Annotated in this window: 6 protein-coding genes and 2 pseudogenes; 5 read left to right on the top strand and 3 right to left on the bottom strand. The window is 68.1% G+C overall.

All coding sequences use genetic code 11. The annotated features are described in order from the left end of the window. The first annotated feature begins 7 nt into the window (after positions 1-7). Complete coding sequence (locus OG507_RS30745) at positions 8-565, top strand: HD domain-containing protein (protein WP_327370365.1); 558 nt, start codon at positions 8-10, stop codon at positions 563-565. Here the strand turns inward: OG507_RS30745 and OG507_RS30740 are convergent. Continuing rightward, positions 566-1,003: pseudogene (locus tag OG507_RS30740) on the bottom strand (NUDIX domain-containing protein); the annotation flags it as partial. It lies immediately after the preceding gene. A gap of 74 nt (positions 1,004-1,077) precedes the next feature. On the opposite strand from OG507_RS30740, the pseudogene OG507_RS30735 reads away from it, so the two are divergent. Then, positions 1,078-2,062 (top strand): annotated as a pseudogene (locus tag OG507_RS30735) (IS5 family transposase). A gap of 135 nt (positions 2,063-2,197) precedes the next feature. Here OG507_RS30735 and OG507_RS30730 read toward each other — a convergent pair. Next, entirely contained in the window at positions 2,198-5,770 is a 3,573-nt protein-coding gene (locus OG507_RS30730) for a DNRLRE domain-containing protein (protein ID WP_327370364.1), read from the bottom strand. A 479-nt stretch (positions 5,771-6,249) separates the two neighbouring features. Here OG507_RS30730 and OG507_RS30725 point away from each other — a divergent pair, with 479 nt between their 5' ends. Further along, positions 6,250-13,410: a ricin-type beta-trefoil lectin domain protein gene (locus tag OG507_RS30725; RefSeq protein ID WP_327370363.1), complete on the top strand. Its 7,161-nt coding sequence runs from the start codon at positions 6,250-6,252 to the stop codon at positions 13,408-13,410. A gap of 83 nt (positions 13,411-13,493) precedes the next feature. Continuing rightward, complete coding sequence (locus tag OG507_RS30720; RefSeq protein ID WP_327370362.1) at positions 13,494-14,210, top strand: hypothetical protein; 717 nt, start codon at positions 13,494-13,496, stop codon at positions 14,208-14,210. Here the strand turns inward: OG507_RS30720 and OG507_RS30715 are convergent. Next, positions 14,198-14,638, bottom strand: coding sequence for a hypothetical protein (locus OG507_RS30715; protein WP_327370361.1), 441 nt, complete (start codon positions 14,636-14,638; stop codon positions 14,198-14,200). The two genes, OG507_RS30720 and OG507_RS30715, sit on opposite strands and share 13 nt — an antisense overlap. A gap of 1,826 nt (positions 14,639-16,464) precedes the next feature. Here OG507_RS30715 and OG507_RS30710 point away from each other — a divergent pair. Further along, entirely contained in the window at positions 16,465-21,645 is a 5,181-nt protein-coding gene (locus OG507_RS30710; RefSeq protein ID WP_327370360.1) for a DUF6531 domain-containing protein, read from the top strand. Position 21,646: the final 1 nt, after the last annotated feature.

Raw genomic sequence — 21,646 nt, 5'->3', positions numbered from 1 at the left:
GGCCGCCATGGGACTCAATGAGTGGGCTTACCCGCTATCCGAATCACTGCTGTCCGAGCAGCTCCCGCGCAGGTGGGCACATTCGCTCGGGGTCGCCAGGCGCGCTCGCTCCCTCGCTCCAGTCGTGGGCGATGACGCGGAGTTGTTGGAGGCAGCCGCAGTGCTCCATGACATTGGGTATTCGCCCGCGGTGGCGGTCACTGGGTTCCACCCACTGGACGGAGCCCGGTACCTCAGGGCGCAGGAAGCGGCAGACGAGCGTGTGATCTGCCTTGTGGCCCACCACTCATGTGCCGTCCTCGAAGCTGAGGAGCGCGGTCTCCGGGCTGAACTTGAGAGCGAGTTCGAGCTTGAGCGCCCGGATCTCGTGGACGCGCTCATCTACTGCGACATGACGACCACGCCGGATGGTGTGGAGACCACGCCGATCGAGCGCCTCGACGAAATCGTGAAGCGGTACGGCCCCGAAACCGTCGTCGGCCGTTTCATCCAGCGGGCGGCACCGGAGATCCACGCAGCGGCACGGCGAGTGGAGGAGCGTCTCGCGTTGGTCCACCCGCGCTAATTAACCGATGTAGGGCTCGGTACGCGATCCGTCCAGGCCGTGCATGATGCGTAGTCGCATGGACGGATGGATGTCGAGGTCATCGAGGTCCGCTGGATCTATCCAGCGGACCTCTTTCGACTCGCTGCTCGTACGCAGCGAACCTCCGACCGGGTGGACGCGGAAGCAGATCGAGAACTGCTGCCGCACCTCGCCGTCGTTGTACGCGATGACGTGGTGCGGGTTGGTGTAGAGACCGACGATGCTGTCTACCTCGACAATGATTCCGGTCTCTTCCGAAACTTCCCGCACCACCGTGTCGCCGATGCTCTCGCCGATGTCGTGACCACCCCCGGGCAGCGCCCACAGGTCGTTGTCCGTCTTGTGGATCAGGAGCAGCCGACCGGCTTCGTCAGAGACGATCGCCGTGACCGAGGGGACAACAGAGTTTGCCCTAGGTCCTGTACGGAGTTCAGATCACGGTTCGGGTAATCCGCAGCGCGGAACCGTGTGCGCTTGATAGGCCATCAGGTATGGCACGTGGCGATGTGACCGATGAGCAGTGGTCCCTGATTGAGCCCCACCTCCCGCTGGGAGTATCCGGACCCATACCTGACCTGCGAAAACACTTCAACGCGACGATGTGGCGGTTCCGCACCGGCAGCCCCTGGCGAGACGTGCCTGCCGAGTACGGTCCGTGGTCGAGCGTCTACGACCGCTTCCGTATCTGGACGCGCGAGGGCGTCTTCCAGCACCTGATGGAGACGGTCATCGGTTATGCCGCAGAACGCGGTGAGGCAGACCTGTCGCTGGTCAGCGTGGACTCTGCTACCTCCCGCGCTCACCACCACGCCGCCGGGATGGTTCTGGACGAAGAGCAGTTGGAAGCGCTGGTGGAGGCCGCAGAGTCCGAAAAGGGGCGGGAAGAAGGGACGGGAGCCGCAATACGATCAGGACGGGGACCCGGAACGAGCCGAGCGGCAGCGGTTGCGGCGACGCCGCCGGGCCCGTTTGAAGGCTGCTGAGCTCGGTCGTTCCCGGGGCGGGCTGACCAGCAAGGTGCACTTGTCAGCCGAACGGCGCTGCCGTCCACTGTCGTTCGTCCTCACCCCCGGCCAGGCCGGTGACAGCCCGCAGTTCGCGCGGGTCGTGGACAAGATCAAGGTCCGTGGCAGGAGGGGCCGGCCCCGCACCCGCCCGGACGCGGTCGCCGGCGACAAGGCGTACTCCTCCCGCCGCAACCGCGCCTACCTGCGCAAACGCCAAATCCGGGCGGTGATCCCGGAGAAGGCGGACCAGACGGCCAACCGCAAAAAGAAGGGCTCGCGCGGAGGCCGCCCCGTCAGTCACGACGCCGAGCTGTACAAGGACCGCAACACGGTCGAGCGGTGCATCAACCGGCTGCGCAACTGGCGCGGGATCGCCACCCGCTACGACAAGACTCCCGAGAGCTACCTGGCCGGACTCCACCTGTGCGGCACGATGCTGTGGCTACGCAGCATCACCCGACGAGCATGATCTGAACTCCGTACAGGACCTAGTGCGGTGGATGCGCAGGCGCCGGACAAGCCAGTGCAGACACGTACAACGGCTCCGCACCCCGGGAGGGGCGACGGAGCCGTTTCCTGTGCTGGGCTCCTTCATATGCGGGGCTCAGCCAATGGCCTTCTTGTTGACCCAGCCCCCTCCGCTGTTGCTCACGATCTCCGTGCCGGACCCGCTCAGGGCCGTACGGGAACCGGCATAGAGGCGGACCGCACCGTCGGTGCGAATCGTCCAGATGTCTGGGATGTTGTCGCCGTTGGCGTCGGGCGTGCCGAACAGGAAGCGGATGCTGCTGCTGCCCCACCCCGAGGCCCCGTACGGGTCGTCCAACCCGGTCGCGGAGTTGGCGGCCGCCGCGAGGGAGTTGAGGTCGACCCCGCCGTCTGAAGCGGCTGGCTTGCCGGTGCGCAGTAGGAGTCGGCTGGAGACGTCCGTGCGGTAGATCAGGTCGGTGATCCCGTCTCCGGTAACATCCTGGACGGTGACGATGTCGCGCTCGGTCCACGGGGAGCTGGAGAGCTGGACGGCCTGCTCGATGCTGGCGCCGTTGTATCCGGTGAAGGTCCAGATCGCGTCGCCGACGGTGAGGAAGAAGTCCGTCTTCCCGTCCCCGGTGGCGTCCCCGGCCGCCACGATCTGGGTGATCGTGGAGGGGGCGGGCGCGTTCGACGGCAGCAGCACCCGCTGGCGCTTGTCGATGTTGACGGCGCCGTAGCCGTCGCCCGGATAGACCCACAGGGCGTTCTCGCGGACGGCCACGAGATCCTGGAGTCCGTCACCGCCGTAGAAGTCACCGAGATGCGCGATCAGGGTGTTCTTCCAGTACCCGGAGGGTGCGGCGGCATAGGCGGGAAGGCCGTCGTCGCCGTTGGGGTCCTTGGCGGGGTTGCCCCGGTAGGCCCCCGACATGGAGTAGTCGAGGTCACCGGTGCCCTTGGCCAGGTCCGTCGTGGACTCGGACGGGTAGAGGCGCAGATTGCCGTTGCCGTCGACCACCATCAGGTCGGGCAGCCGGTCACCGGTGAAGTCGCCCGGCGCGTCGGCCTCGTCCCTCGGGGTCACGTAGAAGAAGTACTTGAGCGGCTGAGACACGTTCCCGGCGTCGTCCACCGCACGCACATACAGCACGTTCGGTCCGGCGAGCGGCGGCTTCACGGTCGACACGGACGTCGTCGTGGTGGTCGCGGCACCGTTGGTGCGGTTGACCGAGAAGGGGTACGACGCCTGGTTGAAGCCGTACTCGAAGCGGACCACGTCGGTCTGCCGGGCCCGGAAGGTGAAGGTGCCCGCAGTGCCGAAGGTGACCGTGGACCATTTCGAGTCCTCGGAGTCGTTGGCGAAACCGTTGTCGGCGGCGTCGGCGTCGGGGAACTGCGTCGAGGACGCGAGCGGCGGCGACGGCTTTGAGGTGTCGTACACGAAGCGGCACGGGATCTTGCTGTGCGAGTAGGCGGAGGTGGCGCCGAACTTGTCGACGGCCTTGGCGCGCCATGAGTACGTCGTGCCGTTGACCAGCTTCAGACCGGTGCTGCCCGTCGAGAACGGATCGGTGTGTACACGCGCCGAGCTGTTCTGGCTGCCGACCGACACCTTGCCCTTGCTGCCGAGCAGGTTGGTCGTGCTGCCGCCCGTCGGCCACAGTTCGAAGTTCACGGAGGCGAGGTTGCCGTCCTTGTCGGAGCTGTTGCCCCAGAAGGTTAGCGACGACGCCCCGACGTTGATGTACGGCGACGTGGTGTCACAGCTCAGGTCCGGGTCCAGGTCGAGGCTGCTCGGGGTGGCGGGCGGCCGGTTGTACGAGAGGTCGACGTACGGGTCGTTGCCGCCGTTGGCCTGGAACTTCTTCCACGAGTACTGGGAGTTCTCGTCGGAGGCGCGCATGCCGATCGTCATCGTCTTCCAGCCGCCCGCGACGGCCTTCTTGGCGCTGTCCTTGACGTCGAAGACGACGTACTCGTCGGGGCACGAGCTGGACTTCCAGCCGTGCGCGAAGCTGCCTCCGCCGATTTTGTTGCCGCTGTTCATCGCTGGGGCGTTCTTCCAGTTCGTCTTCGAAGTGATCGTCCCGGTGAGGTGGACGGTCATACTGCGGGCGCTGCACGACCAGGAGTACGTCTCCAGGGCGCGCAGCTTGGCGCTGTGCACCGTGGAGCCCTTGAGGTCAGGGTCCCAGTCGATGCTGAAGAAGGACCGCGAGGTGCCCCAGGTGTCCGACTCGAAGCCGACGCGGGCCTCGTCGGTGCCGCCCCGGTTGAAGTTCTTGCCGTTGTAGAAGGTGGCGGTGGGGTGGCGGCTGTAGGCGGTCGTCCAGTCGTTGGTGTGCTTCTTGATTGACGGGTCGACGAAGACGGGGTACACGGTCGTCGGGTCGTCGAGGAACACCTGGTCCGGGCTGAACACCCAGTTACCGGCGTCCAGGTCGACGTCCACGAGCGAGCCGTGCGAGTCGGGCTGCGGGCCGTTGACGCTGGCCAGCGAGAGCGTGGCGGCGGCGCCGGTCTGGGAGGGCAGCGGGCTCGGCTCCGGCGGTACGGGCGGTGATGTGCCCTCCATCTCGGCGATGACCGACGGATCGGCGGCCTCGTCTGTCGCCTCGGGCAGCGCCTCCGGCGTGGGGTCCTCCTGGTCGGTGTCGGCCATCTCGTCGGTCGGCTCGGGCGACACGGACGGTTCCTCCTCCGGGGTGCCGGTGACAGCCGACTCAGAGGGGATGACCTCGGGGGCGGTCGGTGAGGCGCTGGTGCCGGCCTGGCCATCGGTGAGGGCCGGGGTGCCGGCGCTGTCCCACATCAGCGGGGTAGGCGCCTCCGCCACGTCGGCGCCGTTGGTGTCGGTGGCCGTGACGATGCCGGTGACCGGGTCGAGCGTGAAGTTCAGGTCGGGGGAGCTGAGGCCGTACACCAGGCGTGCCACGCGCGGGTCGGTCGCAGCCTGACGGGTCTTGACGACAAGGAGTTGCGCGAACCCGCCGTCGGCCGCTGTCAGGACGAGGTCGGCGCCGGGCAGGATTTCCGGGTACAGGGCGCGCGGCCCGTCGATGATCGGGGTCGGCACCGCGTCCGGCCAGGTCAGCACGATGTCGTGGCCGTCCACAGTGAGCGTCACCAGCGGGTTCGCGGCGGCAGCGGCACTGGTGGTGGCATTCGTGGCGGTGGCAATGCCGCCGAGCAGGGAGACCTGGCGAGGAGCGGAGCGGTCGGCGCGCTCGCCGCCGCGTCCGCTCGCACCGGCGCCGGAGCCCGAAGCGCCCTTGCCCCCCGATGACTTGCCCGCACCGTCCGAGAAGACCATGCCCACGTTGGTCGCCTTGGGCGCCCAGCCACCTTCCACCCGGCGCAGGTCCGTGTCGATGGCCTTCCAGACCCCGTCCACCTCGGCCCGGATCGGGCTCGCGTGGATCCGGCGCTGGAGCATTCCGTCCGGGCGCGCCCAGGTCGTTGCGTACGCGGTACGCAGCGCGGTCGCCTCGACGGCCTTGCCGGTCCTCTTAGCGCGGGCGGCAGCGTCGGTCTCCGCCAGAGGCGCCGCCTGGCGGGCGTCGGGGCGGCGCGGCTGATCCTCCTGGCCGGAGCCGCTCAGCGCCACGACCGTGAGGCCGGACGCCGCGATGGCGGCGACAGCGACGGCCGCGACCGGCCGGCGCGCGGGCGAGCGGCGCCATCGGCGCCATCGGCTCGGCATGAGAGTTCCCTTTCCCCTGTGAAACAGCTGTGCCAGCTGCGACAACAGCCGACAGATCATGGCTCAGCTACCCGGGGCCGTCACCTGGCGTCATGGCTGCGGGCGGCGCCGGGCGGCGTACGGCGTCCCGCGCCGTCCGGGACACGGAAACGGCCCCGACCCGCGCCTTCGACAGGCGACCAGGTGCCAAAGCGGCACACAACACGACACATGTAGAGGGCATTTGGGAAGGTTGGAGCAGGGAATGGGGTGGAGAGTCATAGAAGTGCTGTAGGTACCTATGGAGCATGATCGGCGGCATGAGTGATTCTTTGCGGTAACTAGCGACATAGGCGACCGATTTGGGCCCGTGACGATGATCACATGGTTACGGGCTATCTGGTTTTTCTTCACAAGTGCCCCACAGAATCAGGCTGTTCGCTGGCCGCACCTGCGCACTGTCCAGGTGCGGCCTTCTGCCGCCCGGGGGGACCTCGTCCGTGCCTGCTTTTCTGTCCGCTCGCCGCACGCACCTGCGCTCCGCAGTGGTGCCCGTCGTCGGCGCGGCCCTGCTCGTGGGGCTGCTGCCGTTCACGGCCGTCGCCCAGCCGCCGAATCCCGAGTCGGCCGAAGTCGCCCGCCAGGACGTGTCGTTGGAGGAGATCCCAGTCGAGCAACGGATCGCCGGCAGCACGCACAACGCTGGGCTCGACAGCATCGAGGCCGCCCCGCCTACCGAGCAGGAACAGGCACCAGCCGGCACCGTCACCCCGCCCACGGGTGGCACCGGCTCGGTCACCTTCGGCACCGCAGACACCCAGCAGGCCGCCGCCCGCACCACCAGCGCTACTCCCGCCGCCCTCGAACCCGTCGGCACCCTGCCCGTGAAGCTCGGTCAGGCACCCGGCGCCGCCCTGCCCACCGGCACCTGGCAGGTCGGTGTCTCCCCGCGCACCGCCCCCGAGGCCGATGGCATCGACGGCGCGCTCGTCACGGTCACCGCTCCCGCCACCGGCTCAGTGCCCGTCTCGGTGCAGCTCGACTACAAGGCGTACCAGAACCTCTACGGCGCCGACTGGGCCTCCCGGCTCACCTTCGTGCAGTTCCCCGAGTGCTACCGCACGACGCCCGACGTTGAGGAGTGCCAGGGCTACGAGGAGCTGGAGACGGTCAACGACACCAGCGCCAAGACCCTGACCGCCACCGTCGACACGGCCGCCGACGGCACGGTGACGCCGGCGTCGGCGTCGGCATCCCCGGCGGCCGGCGCCGCCGCCCTCCAGGCCGCTTACCGCACTGGCGCCCGGCAGGCGTCGGCCGACGGTGACAGTGCCGTGATCGGCGCGGTCGACTCCGGCGCGGGCGAGAGCGGCTCCTTCAAGGCGACGCCGCTGGAATCCAACGGCAAGTGGTCGGCGGGCGGCTCGTCCGGCGCCTTCACCTGGTCGTATCCCATCGAGGTTCCGCCCACGCCCGCAGGTCCCGCGCCGGAGATCTCTTTCGACTACAACTCGCAGAGCGTGGACGCGAAGACGTCCACCTCCTCGCCGCAGGCGTCGTGGATCGGTGAGGGCTGGGACTACAACCCGGGCTACATCGAGCGCCGCTACCGCACCTGCAAGGACGACCGCGAGGACACCGCGACCGGTGCCCCCAACAACGCGGTGAAGAAGGCCAAGACCTCCGACCTGTGCTGGGTCTCCTACAACGCCGTGATGTCGCTTGGCGGCGCCACGACCGAGCTGGTCCGCATCGGCGAGACCGACCGCTACCGCCCGCAGCAAGACGACGGCACCCGCGTCGAGCTGAAGATCGGCGCCACCAACGGCGACAACAACGGCGAGTACTGGGTCGTCACCAAGCGGGACGGCACCGTCTACACCTACGGTCTCAACAAGATCGGCGGCGGTCACGAGGACACCCAGTCCGTCTTCACCGTCCCCGTCTTCGGTAACCACCCCGGCGAGCCCTGCCACGCGACCGCCTTCGCCGACTCACGCTGCCAGGGCGACACCACCAAGCAGCAGGCATGGCACTGGGGCCTGGACAAGGTCACCGACGTCAACGGCAACGTCATGGTCGTCAACTGGCATCAATCGACGAACTACTACGCCGTTAACAAGAAGTTCAAGACGCCCGAGAAGTACGTCCGCGGCGGCCTGCCCGACTCCATCGAGTACGGGCTGCTCGAGGGCGCCCTCGGTGCCACCCCGGCCGCGAAGATCGACTTCCTGCTCTGGCAGCGCTGCCTCCAGGACTCCGCCGTCTGCGACTCGGCGAAGTTCGACGACACCAAGAACCCCGCCTCCTACCGCCCCTGGTGGGACAGTCCCGGCAACCTCAACTGCAAGAGCGACTCCAAGCTGTGCCCCGCCTTCCCGTCCTTCTGGAACCGGCTGCGGCTTGGCGGCATCACCACCTACGCCCAACGCCCCGGCGTCGCGGGCCTGTCCAAGGTCGACACCTATCTGCTTAACCAGTCCTTCCCGCGCGACTGGTACGACACCTCGCCCGGCCTGTGGCTCAACTCCATCCAGCACTACGGCTTCCGCCCTGGTGACACCAGCGGCACCCTGCTCACCAAGTCTGGCGTCAGCTTCCAGCCGTACGTCGTCGGCACCGGCTCCGCGCACCCCCTCAGCACGTATCTGAAGGACCAGCAGCTGCCCAATTTGGTGCCCCGAAACTCCTCCGACCCTCGCCTCGGCTTCACCCGGCCGCGCATCGGCGCCGTCGCCACCGAACACGGCGCCGACATCGAGATCACGTACAAGGGCGGCTGCCGTGTGCAGCCCGACGTGGCGCCCGAGGACAATCACGGCACCTGCTTCCCCGTACGCTGGTCGCCCGACGCCGAAGTCGAGAAGCCCGCGCTGGCCTGGTTCAACAAGTACGTCGTCCACACCGTGACCGAGACCGACCGGATCACCGGCGTCTCCGCCCGGATACCGACGCGCTACGACTACTCGGGCGCCGCCTGGGGCAAGAGCGACGACGAGTTCAGCAAGCCCGCCCTGCGCACCTACAGCGAGTGGCGCGGCTACCAGCAGGTTGCCACGTCGAAGGGCAACAAGATCTCGGCGGCCCCCGGCCGTCCGCAGACCCAGTCCTACTCGGTCACCCGCTACTTCCGCGGTACCGGCGGCCCGGTCAAAGACTCCACCGGCGCCGTCACCCTGGCCGCCGACGACATCGCCCCCTACGCGGGCATGACCGCCGAGACCATCGCGTACACCGGGACCGGCGGCAAGATCGCCAGCCGGGTCCTGAACCGGCCCTGGGCCAAGCAGACCGCCTCCCGTGAGCGCGACGGCGGGCTCGCTCCGCTGACCGCGTACCGTAGCGGCTTCGAACGCAGCGACACCGTGCAGACCCTCGGCAGCAGCTGGCAGGGCGTACGCACCACCACCGTCGTCGACGACACCTATGGGCTACCACAGCAGGTCGAGTCGGCCGTGGTCAAGCCCAACGGCAGCGGTGGTGAGACCCTCAGCGACCAGACCTGCGCCAAGACGCTCTACGTCGTCAACGAGGCGGCCAACCTCGTCGGTCTGCCCAAGGAGATCCGCACCACCTCCACCTCCTGCGCCGACCATGCCTCAGCCGACCCGGCCACCCAGGTGATGAGCGCCGTCCGCACCAGCTACGACGACGGAGCCTGGGGTGCGGCGCCCACCAAGGGCCTGGCCACCACCACGGCGACGCTCAACGACGACGGCTCCGCCTACTCGACCGTCTCCACCAGCACCTTCGACCCACTGGGCCGGGTGCGGAAGATCACCGACCCGCTCAAGGGCGTCTCGGAGACCCAGTACACCCCTGGCGACACCGGCGGCCCCGTCACCGCGATCAAGAAGATCAACCAGAAGGGGCACGCCTCCACCACCACCCTCGACCCCGGCCGCAACCTGGCCCTGTCGGTGACCGATGTCAACGGGCACGTCTCGCGCATGGAGTACGACGCGTTCGGCCGCCTGGTGAAGGGCTGGTCGGCCGACGTCGCGACACCCGACGTCCTCATCGACTACCAGATGGCGACCGCGACCCCGACCGTCACCCGGCCCACTGCCGTGACCGTCCGCTCCCTCAAGGACAACGGCGGCTACAGCCGCCAGGTGACCGTCTACGACGGCCTGCTGCGCCCCGTGCAGACACAGGACGAGGCCCACGGCCCCGGCCGGGTCGTCCAGGACACGCGCTACGACGACCACGGACTCGTCTCCGAGCAGACCGGCTCCTATCTCGCCAAGGGCGAGCCGGAGACCGGCCAGTTCAAGCGGGTCAGCGACACCCTGGTGCCCAACCTGGTGCGCAACACCTACGACGGCCTCGGCCGCCCGGTGCGCAAGACCACCGTGCACAGCGGCAGCGCCGTCTGGTCCGACACCGTCGAGTACGGCGACAACTGGACCATCTCCCGCCCGGCCGACGGCGCCACCCCCGCCGTACGCGCCTACTCCGACGCACGCGGCCGGATCACCCGCGTCGACCACTCCACCAACCGCACCCAAGACGAGTGGCGCACCACCAGCTACTCCTTCGACGCCCGGGGCAACCGCACCCAGATCGAGGACCACGCGGGCAACCTCTGGACTTACACCTACAACACCCGCGGTCTGCTGGCCTCCGCCACCGACCCCGACATCGGCAGCGCCTCCTTCACCTACGACGCACTCGGTCGGCAGGCCACCGCCACCGACACGCTTCAGCGCACCACGTACACCGAGTACGACGCCATCGGGCGTGTCCTGAAGGTCCGTCAAGGCTCCGCAACCGCCGACCCGATCAAGTCCTTCACCTACGACCTGCCGGGGGCGCTCGGCAAGGTCGCGAGCTCCACCCGGCACGAGGCCGGCGCCGACTGGATCGACCGGATCACCGCCTACGACGACAAATACCGCCCGACCACCCGCGAGATCGTCGTCCCGTCCCAGGCCGGGTCCAAGCTCGCCGGCACCTACACCTACCGCTACGCGTACACCGAAAGCGGCAAACAGCTCTCCGTCAGCGTGCCCGCGATCGGCGGCCTGGCCGCCGAGAAGGTCATCACCCGCTACAACGAGGACGGGCTGGCCGAGTCCACCTCCGGCCTAAGCTGGTACACCTCCGACGTCACCTACTCCGCGTACGGCGAGCCCCTGAGGACCGTCAGCGGACCCCAGCCCTACCGGGTGTGGACCACCAACTTCATCGACCAGGAGACGGGCCGCCTCCAGCGGACCGTCTGGGACCGTGAGACCGCGTCCTCGCACCGGATCTCCGACTCCTACTACTCCTGGGACCGCGTAGGCAACCTCACATCGGCGGCCCGCAAGCAGACCGACGGCACCACGTCCACCTGGGACAACCAGTGCTTCACCTACGACTACCTCGGTGAGCTGGTCCACGCCTGGACCTCCGGCCTCGCCGTGACCGCCGCCACCGGCTGCAAGTCCGCCTCCGGCACCACCTGGGGCTACCGCAGCGACGGCCAGAGCAGCACCGGACCCATCGCCGAGGCACCCGACGCCGTCACCGACGCCGCCGCGCCCGACGCCGAGATGCAGGCGTCCCTCGACGCCGCGGCCCCCGCCACCGGGTCGATCGCCACCGCCGCCGACTCCTACCACCAGTCCTTCACCTTCGACGCCGTCGGCAACCGGGCGTCCCTCACCGACCACGACCCGGCGAACCCGACCCTGGACGTCCGTACCACCTACGGCTACGGCAAGACCGTGACGGGCAACGGCACGAGCGCCCCCACCCTCACCCAGCCCCACCTGCTCACCAAGGTCGACCGGCCCACCGGCACCGACCCCACCTACGTCAACGACGCCACCGGCAACACCACCGAGCGCCACCTCACCGGCGGCGACCAGATCCTGGACTGGAACGCCGAGAACAAGCTCGCCGCGGTCACCGGCACAGGCGACGGCGCCGGACCGATCACCGGCCTGAACGGCAAGTGCATCGACCTCCAGAGCAACGTCCTCACCGACGGCACCCCGATCCAGCTCTACAGCTGCAACAGCACGCCCGCCCAGGCGTGGCAGACCACCGGCGACACCCTGCGCAACCGCGGCAAGTGCGCCACCGTCAACGGCGCCCTCGTCCAGCTCGCCCCCTGCAACGGCAGCACCGCGCAGAAGTTCACCCTGCGCACCTCCGACAAGGCGTTCGTGCACGCCGCGACCGGCAAGTGCCTGGCCGTGCCCGGCGGCACCGACACCGACGGCACCGACCTCCAGGTCGCCACCTGCACCACCGGCGCCGCCCAGCAATGGGCGCTCGCCGACCGCACCACGTACGTCTACGACACGGGCGGCAACCGCATCCTGCAGAAGTCCGCGGCCGGCACCACCCTGTTCCTGGGCGAGACCGAGGTCACCACGGACCCCAAGGGCGACCTGATCAAGGCCAGCCGGATCTACCAGCACCCCGGCGCCCCCTCCGTCGTCCGCGTCAGCAAGCACGGCGGCTCCACCCACGTCCTGAGCGTGCTGCTCAACGACACAGTCGGCACGGCCACCACCTCCGTGGAGCAGAGCACCGACCAGCCCGTCACCCGCCGCTCCTTCAAGCCGTACGGCGAGGTGCGCGGCACCCGTCCCGCTTCCTGGCCCAACGCCCGCAGCTACCTCGGCACCGGCATCGACGACACCTACTCCGGGCTTACGCACATCGGCGCCCGCGAGTACGACCAGTCGACCGGACGCTTCCTCTCCGCCGACCCCGTGGTCGACTTCGCCGACCCGCTCCAGATCAACGGCTACGCCTACGCCAACAACAACCCGATCACCAAGAGCGACCCCGACGGACTACAGCCCATCGAATGCTGGGAAGGCATCGCCGAGTGCAGCGGCGGACGCATCATCAGCGCAAAGAACGACAACGTGAAACCGCCCAAGGCACTCACGGAGACGACGGTCTCCAAGGGCGACAAGACCTACCGCGTCATCTACGACGACCGAGGCGTCCCGCACACCGTCGGCTCGCCCGGAAAGATCAAGTCAGAGCGCGTCGCCATCAAGTTCATGAACGACGACCTACGCACGTCGCTCAACCTGTACGACCCGAAGACGGGCAACGGCAGCGAGTACCTCTGGCAGAACGACAACGGAGTGCTACCCAAGAAGGGCTTGCTCCACGACGCAAACGGCAACCACCAGGTGACCGGTGCCACCGCCGACTACATCAAGGTCACCTGGAAGAACGGCAAGATCGTGGACGTGAAGACCTGGGACGCCAACGAGTCCACGCGCCCCGTCAGCGCAGAGTCCATCGACGACATCGCGAAGACCATCAACAACAAGCTCGACCCCGAGGGCAAGGCGCAGAGCCATGGGGTCGTGTTCGTCGCCCACAGCATGGAACAGGCCGAGGCCGTCCGGGACAAGTTCGTCGGCAACGCCAACGTCCGAGTGATCTTCAGGGGTGACAGGGAATTCTTCGACACCCACTCCTCGGGCGGGATCCGCGGCGGCTGGGCCCCAGGCGAAAGGCCCGCTGGCAGCGGTGGTACGCGCGGTGGAGGCAAGCGCGCTGGCGGTGGTCTCGGCGGCAAGCTGATGAACGGCGCCGGCATCCTCGGCGACCTGGCGTTCATCTGGGAGGGCTGGAAGACGCTGGAACGCGGCTGCGACGACGTCGTCGTCTCCTGCGGCCCCCCGCCGACCGCCTGACCGGCGCGGCCTGCCAAAGTGGGCCGCGCACCACACCACACGCCCGCGCACCAAGCACAGACCGCACCACACAAGGGGACACCATGGGCAAACAACGCATCACCGTCTGTCTGCCACCCGTCGGCCACGACGGGCTGAAGCAGGCAATCGGACAGGCCATGGCCCCCTTCTGGTACGACCGTGAGGACCGGCCCCACCGGGGCTGGGTGGGAGAGTGGAGCTACTGGTTCGTCTCCGGGGCGGGCTGTCTCTTCGACGTACTTCCCGGCCACGAGAACGACCCCCGGCTCGTGCGGTACGACGACTGGACCGAACCCCCCGAGGACCTGCCGCCTTCCCGCTGTCACGGCGGCCCGCGCGGCATCCTCGACCTCGACACGCCCCGCGCCGCCGAGGCCCGCCGGGCGGCCGGTACCTGGACGGCGTACCGCGCCTTCGCCGACCGCTACCCGCCCGCGCTTCCCTTCCACCACTTCGCCGAGCGGGCCAGGAACCTGGAGCCCGAACACGCCAGGGAGGCCGCCGTGGCCGACTTCCGTGAACAGCCCCTGATCCGGGCGATCGAGGCCGACCCCGCCCTGGAGGAGCGGTTCACCTCCGACCCCGTCCTCCACTTCGACGAGGACCGGGAGACCTACGTGGCCCGTCATGTGGCCGCCGTGCTGCCCACCCCCGCCCTGCTCACCCTCGACGGCCGGTGGGTGGAGGCCGGCGGCCTCGACTACGAACGGATGTTCAACGCCTACCTGGACGGCCTGCCCGGCGACACGATGGTCGTACGGGTGCTCTACCACTCGTGACGGACTGGCCTCGCCGTTTCGGTTGGGGTGCGGCTGAGGGGTGGGTAGAAGCGCAAAAGTGCCACCGTCCGCGCCTCGATCTCTCCAGGGATCACGCCCAGGGCTCCTTCGAGCGTCCGGGTCTTCCGATCCCGCCAGCGACCCGGCCGACCGGTCAGGCCATGGGCGAGGTCCACGACGAGACGAACGGAGCGCTCCGGATCTGTGGACTCCGGGAACTCCTGCCTGACGGTGACGGTATACGCGAAGCCGTCGACAGCGACGTCCACTCCGCCCTCGCGCGGGTAGAAGGACGACCCGGCCTTCCGCACCTCGTACCCGCGCCGGATCGCCTCAGCCGCCAGTCCCTGCAACAGCTGGAAGGACCTGCGACGCAGCGCAGACGGCATGACCAGTCGGCGCGAGTCGTCTTTGAGCGCGGTCGCCATCGAGTGCAGGTGCCCCAGTCGTGCGGGGACAGGAACATGCCCCGCCCTCCTTCGGCCGCTGACTCCGTGCGTTGGAATGCGGGCCCTCCGCGAGGAACAGCTCCAGCCCCGTCCCGCCGTACGGGACCTTCTCGATGCGTTTGCCTGCCGGTTCCAGGCCGTGCCGCTTCGCATGGTTGACGACACGCCGCCACTCCGCGACCTCGTCGTCATCCGGAGCGGTGATCCAGATGCGTCCCTCGGTGACGAGCCGCCCGACCAGCTCCTGCGCCTTCGCCCGCCGGGCCCGCGCGACGAGCCGCTCGCTGTAGGGGCGCCCGAGGCTTGGCGGGCACCGCCGGCTCACTGCCATCGGCCGCCACAGAGTCATCGTCGATCATCAGGAGCCTACGATCCCGCAAGGCATCCACCGAGCGCCAGTCACCCGACATCAAGGTTCCAGCACCCTCGTCGACAACGGGGCGTTCGACGAGCCCGCATCGGCGTATAGAGCCAAAAGGGCGTCCGGCAGCAGTGGGAGCCCTCTGGGACTTCCGGCCCCATCAACCGGCGCGAACGTGAAACGGCTGAAAGGTTATTCGCACAGGTCAGCTGTCATCAGCCACTCATCGCGGCAGGTCACCGCGTTCACTGGTCTCTTCCGGGATATCTGACCAGCAGGACTCAGTCGGTCTGCACTCAGCGTCGTCTGCCCTCGTCGTCCCATCAGTCGCCACCTCGACAGAGTCTGACCTGCCCGACAAGGCACCTGACACTCCATCAGAACGAGCGTCAGATGAGCGTCACGAGCGTCATTTCAGCGTCAAGATATCGCCCGTAACGCCCACACCGCACATAACGCGCACGCTCAAAACCGCAGGTCAGGCACCCTTAGCCACCAGCTCAAGGATCGCGACGCACTCCACGTGGTGCGTCATCGGAAAGATGTCGGCCTGAGCGCATGATGGAAAAGCCCAGGTCAGAGGCGGTTTCTCAGCTCGCCGCCTTGCGCGTGGCTGCCTGGAGCGTCAAACGGGCGTCATGGCCGACAGCCGGTGAACAGGCCGCTGAAACCAGGTCACTCATCGGGTCCACCCCCGCCGGCTCCGGACGCTTCGCGCTGCACCGGAGAACCCCATCACCGGCCCGGCCTCCGCTGAGCGAGAGTTACGGCGCGATGGTGGGTGACCGCGGACAGCAGGCGCCTGTGGGTAGCGGCCAGATGGGCCCGCCAGGTAGGCGCCGACCGCCCGGTCGAGGGCGTCACCAACGACAATTGGCAGCACCCGGCCGATCATGGTCCGCGAAGCCACCACGCCACTGAAAGCTCCACTCCCGCACGTCGACAGCAAGCGAGGTCCGCGAACGAGGCGCACCTTCCACTCCCCCATCAGTCGCCACAACCACGCCCGTCTCCGAGCAGAAACCCAACCTTGGCCGGCTGCTCTCCGGGTGTTCAACTACCGCCTCCGGGACAGGACGGCGTGTTCACGCCAATCGCCCCTCAGGGGGCGGCTGGTTGACCCCGCGACCAGGGGACACTCACGGCGCCGTTCGGCGCGACACGTCTGGATCCAGCCCCATCCGCCGCCGTCCGTTAGTTCGATCCGCTTTTGGATCAAGCATCACCCCGACTCTGTTCACGACTTACTCACGGGTGATGCACTGTGCGCACACAAGCGCGAAGACTCCTCACAACACTCCTGGCTCTGGCCCTCCTGGCCGTCGCAGGGGTCATCCCCTCCTGGGCATCCCCCGGAGGCCAACAGACCTCCATACCCCCATCGGCTGCCATACGGACGGCCGCAGCGAGAACCGCTTCGAACCTCCCGAAGCCGCCCAAGGCCATGACACTGGCCGAGAGACGCCAGCAGGTGAAGCGGGACCGGGACGAGCTGTCACCCATGCACAGCTACATCGACCCGCGCGCAGAAAAGCCGTCCGGAACACCGCACCCCCGTCCCACCGAACCCGCCGACCGAGGCCCGGCCGCCAGCAGGTCGGCAACTCCGTTCGGCGCACAGGCAACAGGGAATCCCACGTGGGTCAGCGCGTACGCCACTGCTTACCCGGCGATGTTGTCGATCGGCGGGCAACTGCAGCTGCCGGCGGGTACGACTGCGTCCTCGGTATCCGGGATGTGGCTCTATGTCCGCGACGAGGCGGGGAACTTCGTCCTCCAGCAGGAGATCAAGCGCTCCACCGATGACCCTTCGGGCCGCTACCTCGACAACGGGGCCTGGTGCTACGGGTGGTGGCCGAGCAACGCCTACCCTGCCGACCAGTGTTTCTGGTGGAGCGGCAGCACGCTCGGGGGGCATCTCGAGGACGGTAAGAAGTACTACGCCTGGATCTTCCTCACCGGCACGGACGGGACTTCGAGTCCGGGCGGAACCACCTCCCCCCTTGTGGAAGCCTTCTACACGCCTGACATCCCCGGAGCGCAGGCGGGCATCTGCACCTGCTACGCGCAGGCTCACCGTGCGGACCCGGTCAACACGGCGACCGGCATGTTCTTCGAACAGCTCACCGACGCCTCTCTGGTAAGCCCCGGTGTGCCTCTGGCCCTGGAGCGCACGTACCGTTCCGACTCGGCCACGGCGGGCCTGCTGGGGCGCGGCTGGGCGACACCGTTCGACTCAAAACTCACGGTCGCGACGGGGAAAGTGACCTACCAGGCGGACGACGGGGCGTCGTTCGTGTTCACGCAGAACAGCGACGGAACGTACACGGCTCCGGCCGGGTCGGCGGCCAAGCTGGCCAAGGGCACCAGTGATTACACCCTTACCTCGCCCGACCACACCAAACGGACCTTCACCAGTACCGGTCAGCTCACCTCCGTCGTCGACGAGGTCGGCAAAGGACTGAGCCTGACGTACGCGTCCGGCAGGCTCGCCTCCGTCAAGGACGCCGCCGGCCGCACGACCACTTTCACGGTCGGTACCGACGGACTGCTGACCAAGGTGGCCCTGCCGGAAACGACATCGGTGTCCTACGGCTACACCGACGGTCTGCTGACTTCGGTGACCGACCCCGCGGAGAGGGTCTCGTCGTACGGGTACGACGCGAACAAGCGGCTGTCGTCCTACACCGACCCCGCGGGTGGCAAGGTCAGCAACGTCTACGACACGAGTGGCCGGATCACTTCCCAGACCGACCAGAACGCCAAGACGACGACCTTCACCTGGGACGGCAGCCGCGAGTCGCACACCACGGCGCCCGACGGCGGCGTGTGGACCGACGTGTACTCCGGCAATGTCCTCATGTCGACCATCGACCCGTACGGCGAGAGCATCACCTACGACTACGACCGCTATCTGCGTCCCGTGGGCATCACCGACCAGCGCGGCAACACCACGTCGATGACGTACGACAGCGCCGGCCGGATGCTCACTCGCAGTTCACCGTCGGGACTCGGCTACACGGAGAGCTGGACGTACGACACTTCGGGCAACATCACCAGCCACACCGACGGCCGTGGCAACAAGACCACCTACGCGTACAACACGTCGAACCAGCTGACGACGACCACGGACCCTCTCAGCGGCGCCGCCGTCTACACGTACACGGCGCTCGGCGCCATCCAGACGGTGAAGACGCCGCGGGGCAAGGTCACCACCTACGGCTACGACACAGCAGGGAACCGGACGTCGGTGACCACGCCGCTGGGTGAGAAGGCGACGTTCACCTACGACGCGGCCGGGCGGATCCTGACCAAGACGGACCCGCGCGGCAACGTCACCGGCGCCGACCCTGCCGCCTACACGACGACGTACACCTACGACGGGCGAGGGCTGCTCAGCTCGGCCACCGACCCGCTGGGCCGTACCACGACCTACACGTACAACGGTGCGGAGCAGCTTCTCTCCGCGAAGAACCCCGAGGGCAACACCACCGCCTACGCCTACGACGATGCCGGGCACCTGACCAGGACGACGGACGCCGCAGGCAAGTTCGTCACCCGCACCTACAGTGCCGCCGGGCACCTCGCCTCCGAGACGGACGCCGCCGGCAACAAGACCACCTACACCTACGACAAGGTGGGCCGTCTGCTCACCAGCGTGTCACCGCGCGGCAACGTCGCCGGCGCCGACCCGGCTGCGTACACCACGAGCTACGCCTACGACGCCGCCGGCAACCGCACCAAGGTCACAGGTCCCACCGGCGCGTTCACCACCACGACCTACGACGCGATCAACCGGCCGCTGGTGAACACCGACCCGCTGGGCCACACCACTACGTACACGTACGACGCCAACGACAACGTCACCAAGGTCACCGACGCCGCGGGCAAGACGGCCCTCTCCGTCTATGACAAGAACAACCGGCTGACCAGCAGCACCAACCAATTGAGCAAGACCACCACCTACACCTACGACGCCGACGGGCACCTGCTCAGCAGCACCTCGCCCCTGGGTAACAAGGGCACCTGGACCTACGACGACGACGGCCGCCAGGCCACGGCCGTCGACCCGCGCGGCAATGCCACTGGCGCCTCCCCGGCCCAGTACACCACCACCTACGGCTACGACCCGTCGGGCAACCCGACCACCGTCACCGACCCGCTCGGCAACGTAACCCGTACCGAGTACGACGCCGTCGGCAACGTCACCCGGAGCACGGACGCCGACCAGCGCACCACCACCTACGGCTATAACAAGCTCGACCAGCTGACCACCGTCACCGCTCCCGGCGACGCGGCCACCACCTACGGCTACGACACGGTCGGCAACGTCACCGGTCGCACCGACGCCAACAACCATGTCACCACCTACGGTTACGACGCGAAGCACCGCCTGACGTCGGTTACCGACCCGCTGAACCGGGCGACGACCTACGCCTACGACGCCGACAGCAACCCGGTCAAAGAGACGACGCCCCGGGGCACCACCACCCGGACGTTCGACGCCCGCGGCCTGCTCACCAATCTCGACTACTCCGACACCACGCCCGATGTCACCTTCGGATACGACGACGCCGGACGCATGGTCGCCCGCGCCAACTCGAAGATCTCCGAGGACTTCGTCTACAACACGGTCGGCAACCTCACCAAGACCCGCGGCTTCGCCTACACCTACGACGCCGCCGGGCAGATGCTCACCCGTAAGTACTCCGATGGCAACACCATCGGCTACACCTACGACAACGACGGCCGCACCGCCACGATGACGGCCGACGGCGCCACCACCACCTACACCTCGGACCCGGCGGGCAACCTCATCACGACGGCGCTGCCCAACACGGAGACCGAGGAACGCACTTACGACCGGGCCGGACGCGTCACCGCCGTCACCTCCGCCAAAGCGGGCACGACGGTCACCAAGACCGCCCTGACCCTCTCGGCGGCCGGCCTGCCCACCCGCGTCGACGTCACCCGCGCCGGAGTCGGCACCGGCGGCTACGACCAGACCTACGACACCGCCGGCCGCCTCACCTCCGGCTGCTACCCCCAGCCCTGGATCACCGGCTGCGCCGCCACCCGCACCACGTCCTACACCTACGACAAGGCCGGCAACCGCCTGACCTCCACCCTCGGCGCCACGTCCACCAGCTACGCCTACGACGACGCCGACCAGCTCACCTCCACCACGGCCGGAGCCACCAGCACCGCTTACGAATACGACGCGGAAGGCAACCAGACCAAGGCGGGCGCCAACACGTTCACCTACGACCTGGCCGGACAGATATCCGCCGCCACCGTCGCGGGCGCCACCTACACTTACGACCACGACGCCAGCGGCAACCAGGTCGCCACGCTCAAGGACGGCGCGGTCACCAGCCGCACCCAGTGGGACCCCAACGCACCCCTGCCGATCCTCGCCACCGAGTACGACAGCGCCTGGGCCATCAAACAGTCCTACCGCTACGACCCCCTCGGCCAGCCCGCCGCCACGAAAACCGGCACGGGCGCGGTGTTCTACTACCACCACGACACCCAGGGTTCCCCGCTCGACGTCACCAACAGCACCGGCACCCTCCACCAGCGATGGGCCTACGACCCCTACGGCACCCGCGTCCTGGGCACCGTCACCGGAGGCGCACCCGCAAGCACCCCCTCCTACACCGGCGCGCGGTACGAAACCACCACCGGCAATCTGGACCTGCACGCCCGCCAGTACAACACCGCCACCGGCCGCTTCAACAGCACCGACCCGGCAACCCGCAGCGCCACAACCCCCTATGTGTCCCCGTACGCCTACGCCGACAACGTACCCACCCTCCTGACCGACCGGAGCGGCCTGACCCCCGATGACCCGAACGACAGCGTCGACGGCATCGGCGACGTGCTGGGCATCTTCGGCGACGCCTTCGCCGACGTCGTCAAGTCACCGTTCGTGTTCCTCGGGGACGCACAGAACGCCTTCACCGGAGCGAACGGCGGCGCCGGCGCCTTCCTCGACAAGTACCTCCCCGTCCGCCCCGCCTACCGCCTCTACCGCGCCGAGTACATGCTCCGCCAACAAGGCTGCGACGCACTCGCCGACCTCTACGCCGAAGCCGCCGACGAACTCACCCAGCAGATCGTGGTCATGGGGGTTGGCGGGCTCACGGGGTGGCGACGGGCCGCAGTCAATCCGGGCGGAGGCCGCTACCACGGGGAGCCCGAGTCAACGCGATTCGGGCTTCCTTACTACACGCCCGAGACCCCGTCCTCGAAGCAGCGCATCAATCCGGAGGGCGGCAAGAAGAACTGCGGGCTGTGCGCTACCGCAGGTGACGATCTCATGGCAGGCCGCAACCCGAACTCTGTTCCCGGAGCCGACCGCCCTATGACCAGGGCTGAGGTATCGGCAACCACAGGTCTCGCGTTCCGCAGCGTCGGGGGCCTGAACGTCATCGTCAGCGAAATGCTGCGCTGGGGCCCGGGAGCGCGTGCAATCGTGGGGGCCTGGCCGCAGAAGGGGATCGGCCATTACTTCAACGTCGCCAATATCGACGGCAAGGTGGTATTCCTCGACTTCCAGTCAGGCAAGGCCAATCCAGCCGCGACTAGATACCGCAACTACTACCTCATGAGGACCAACTGAA

It is taken from the genome of Streptomyces sp. NBC_01217 (assembly GCF_035994185.1).
Taxonomy (GTDB): Bacteria; Actinomycetota; Actinomycetes; order Streptomycetales; family Streptomycetaceae; genus Streptomyces.
This window is presented reverse-complemented; position numbering and strand designations above follow the sequence as displayed.

Coding starts and splice junctions, on each gene's coding strand:
- OG507_RS30720 (WP_327370362.1), top strand. CDS start 13,494: ATGGGCAAACAACGCATCACCGTCTGTCTGCCACCCGTCGGCCACGAC.
- OG507_RS30745 (WP_327370365.1), top strand. CDS start 8: ATGGGACTCAATGAGTGGGCTTACCCGCTATCCGAATCACTGCTGTCC.
- OG507_RS30715 (WP_327370361.1), bottom strand. CDS start 14,638: ATGGCGACCGCGCTCAAAGACGACTCGCGCCGACTGGTCATGCCGTCT.
- OG507_RS30730 (WP_327370364.1), bottom strand. CDS start 5,770: ATGCCGAGCCGATGGCGCCGATGGCGCCGCTCGCCCGCGCGCCGGCCG.
- OG507_RS30710 (WP_327370360.1), top strand. CDS start 16,465: ATGACACTGGCCGAGAGACGCCAGCAGGTGAAGCGGGACCGGGACGAG.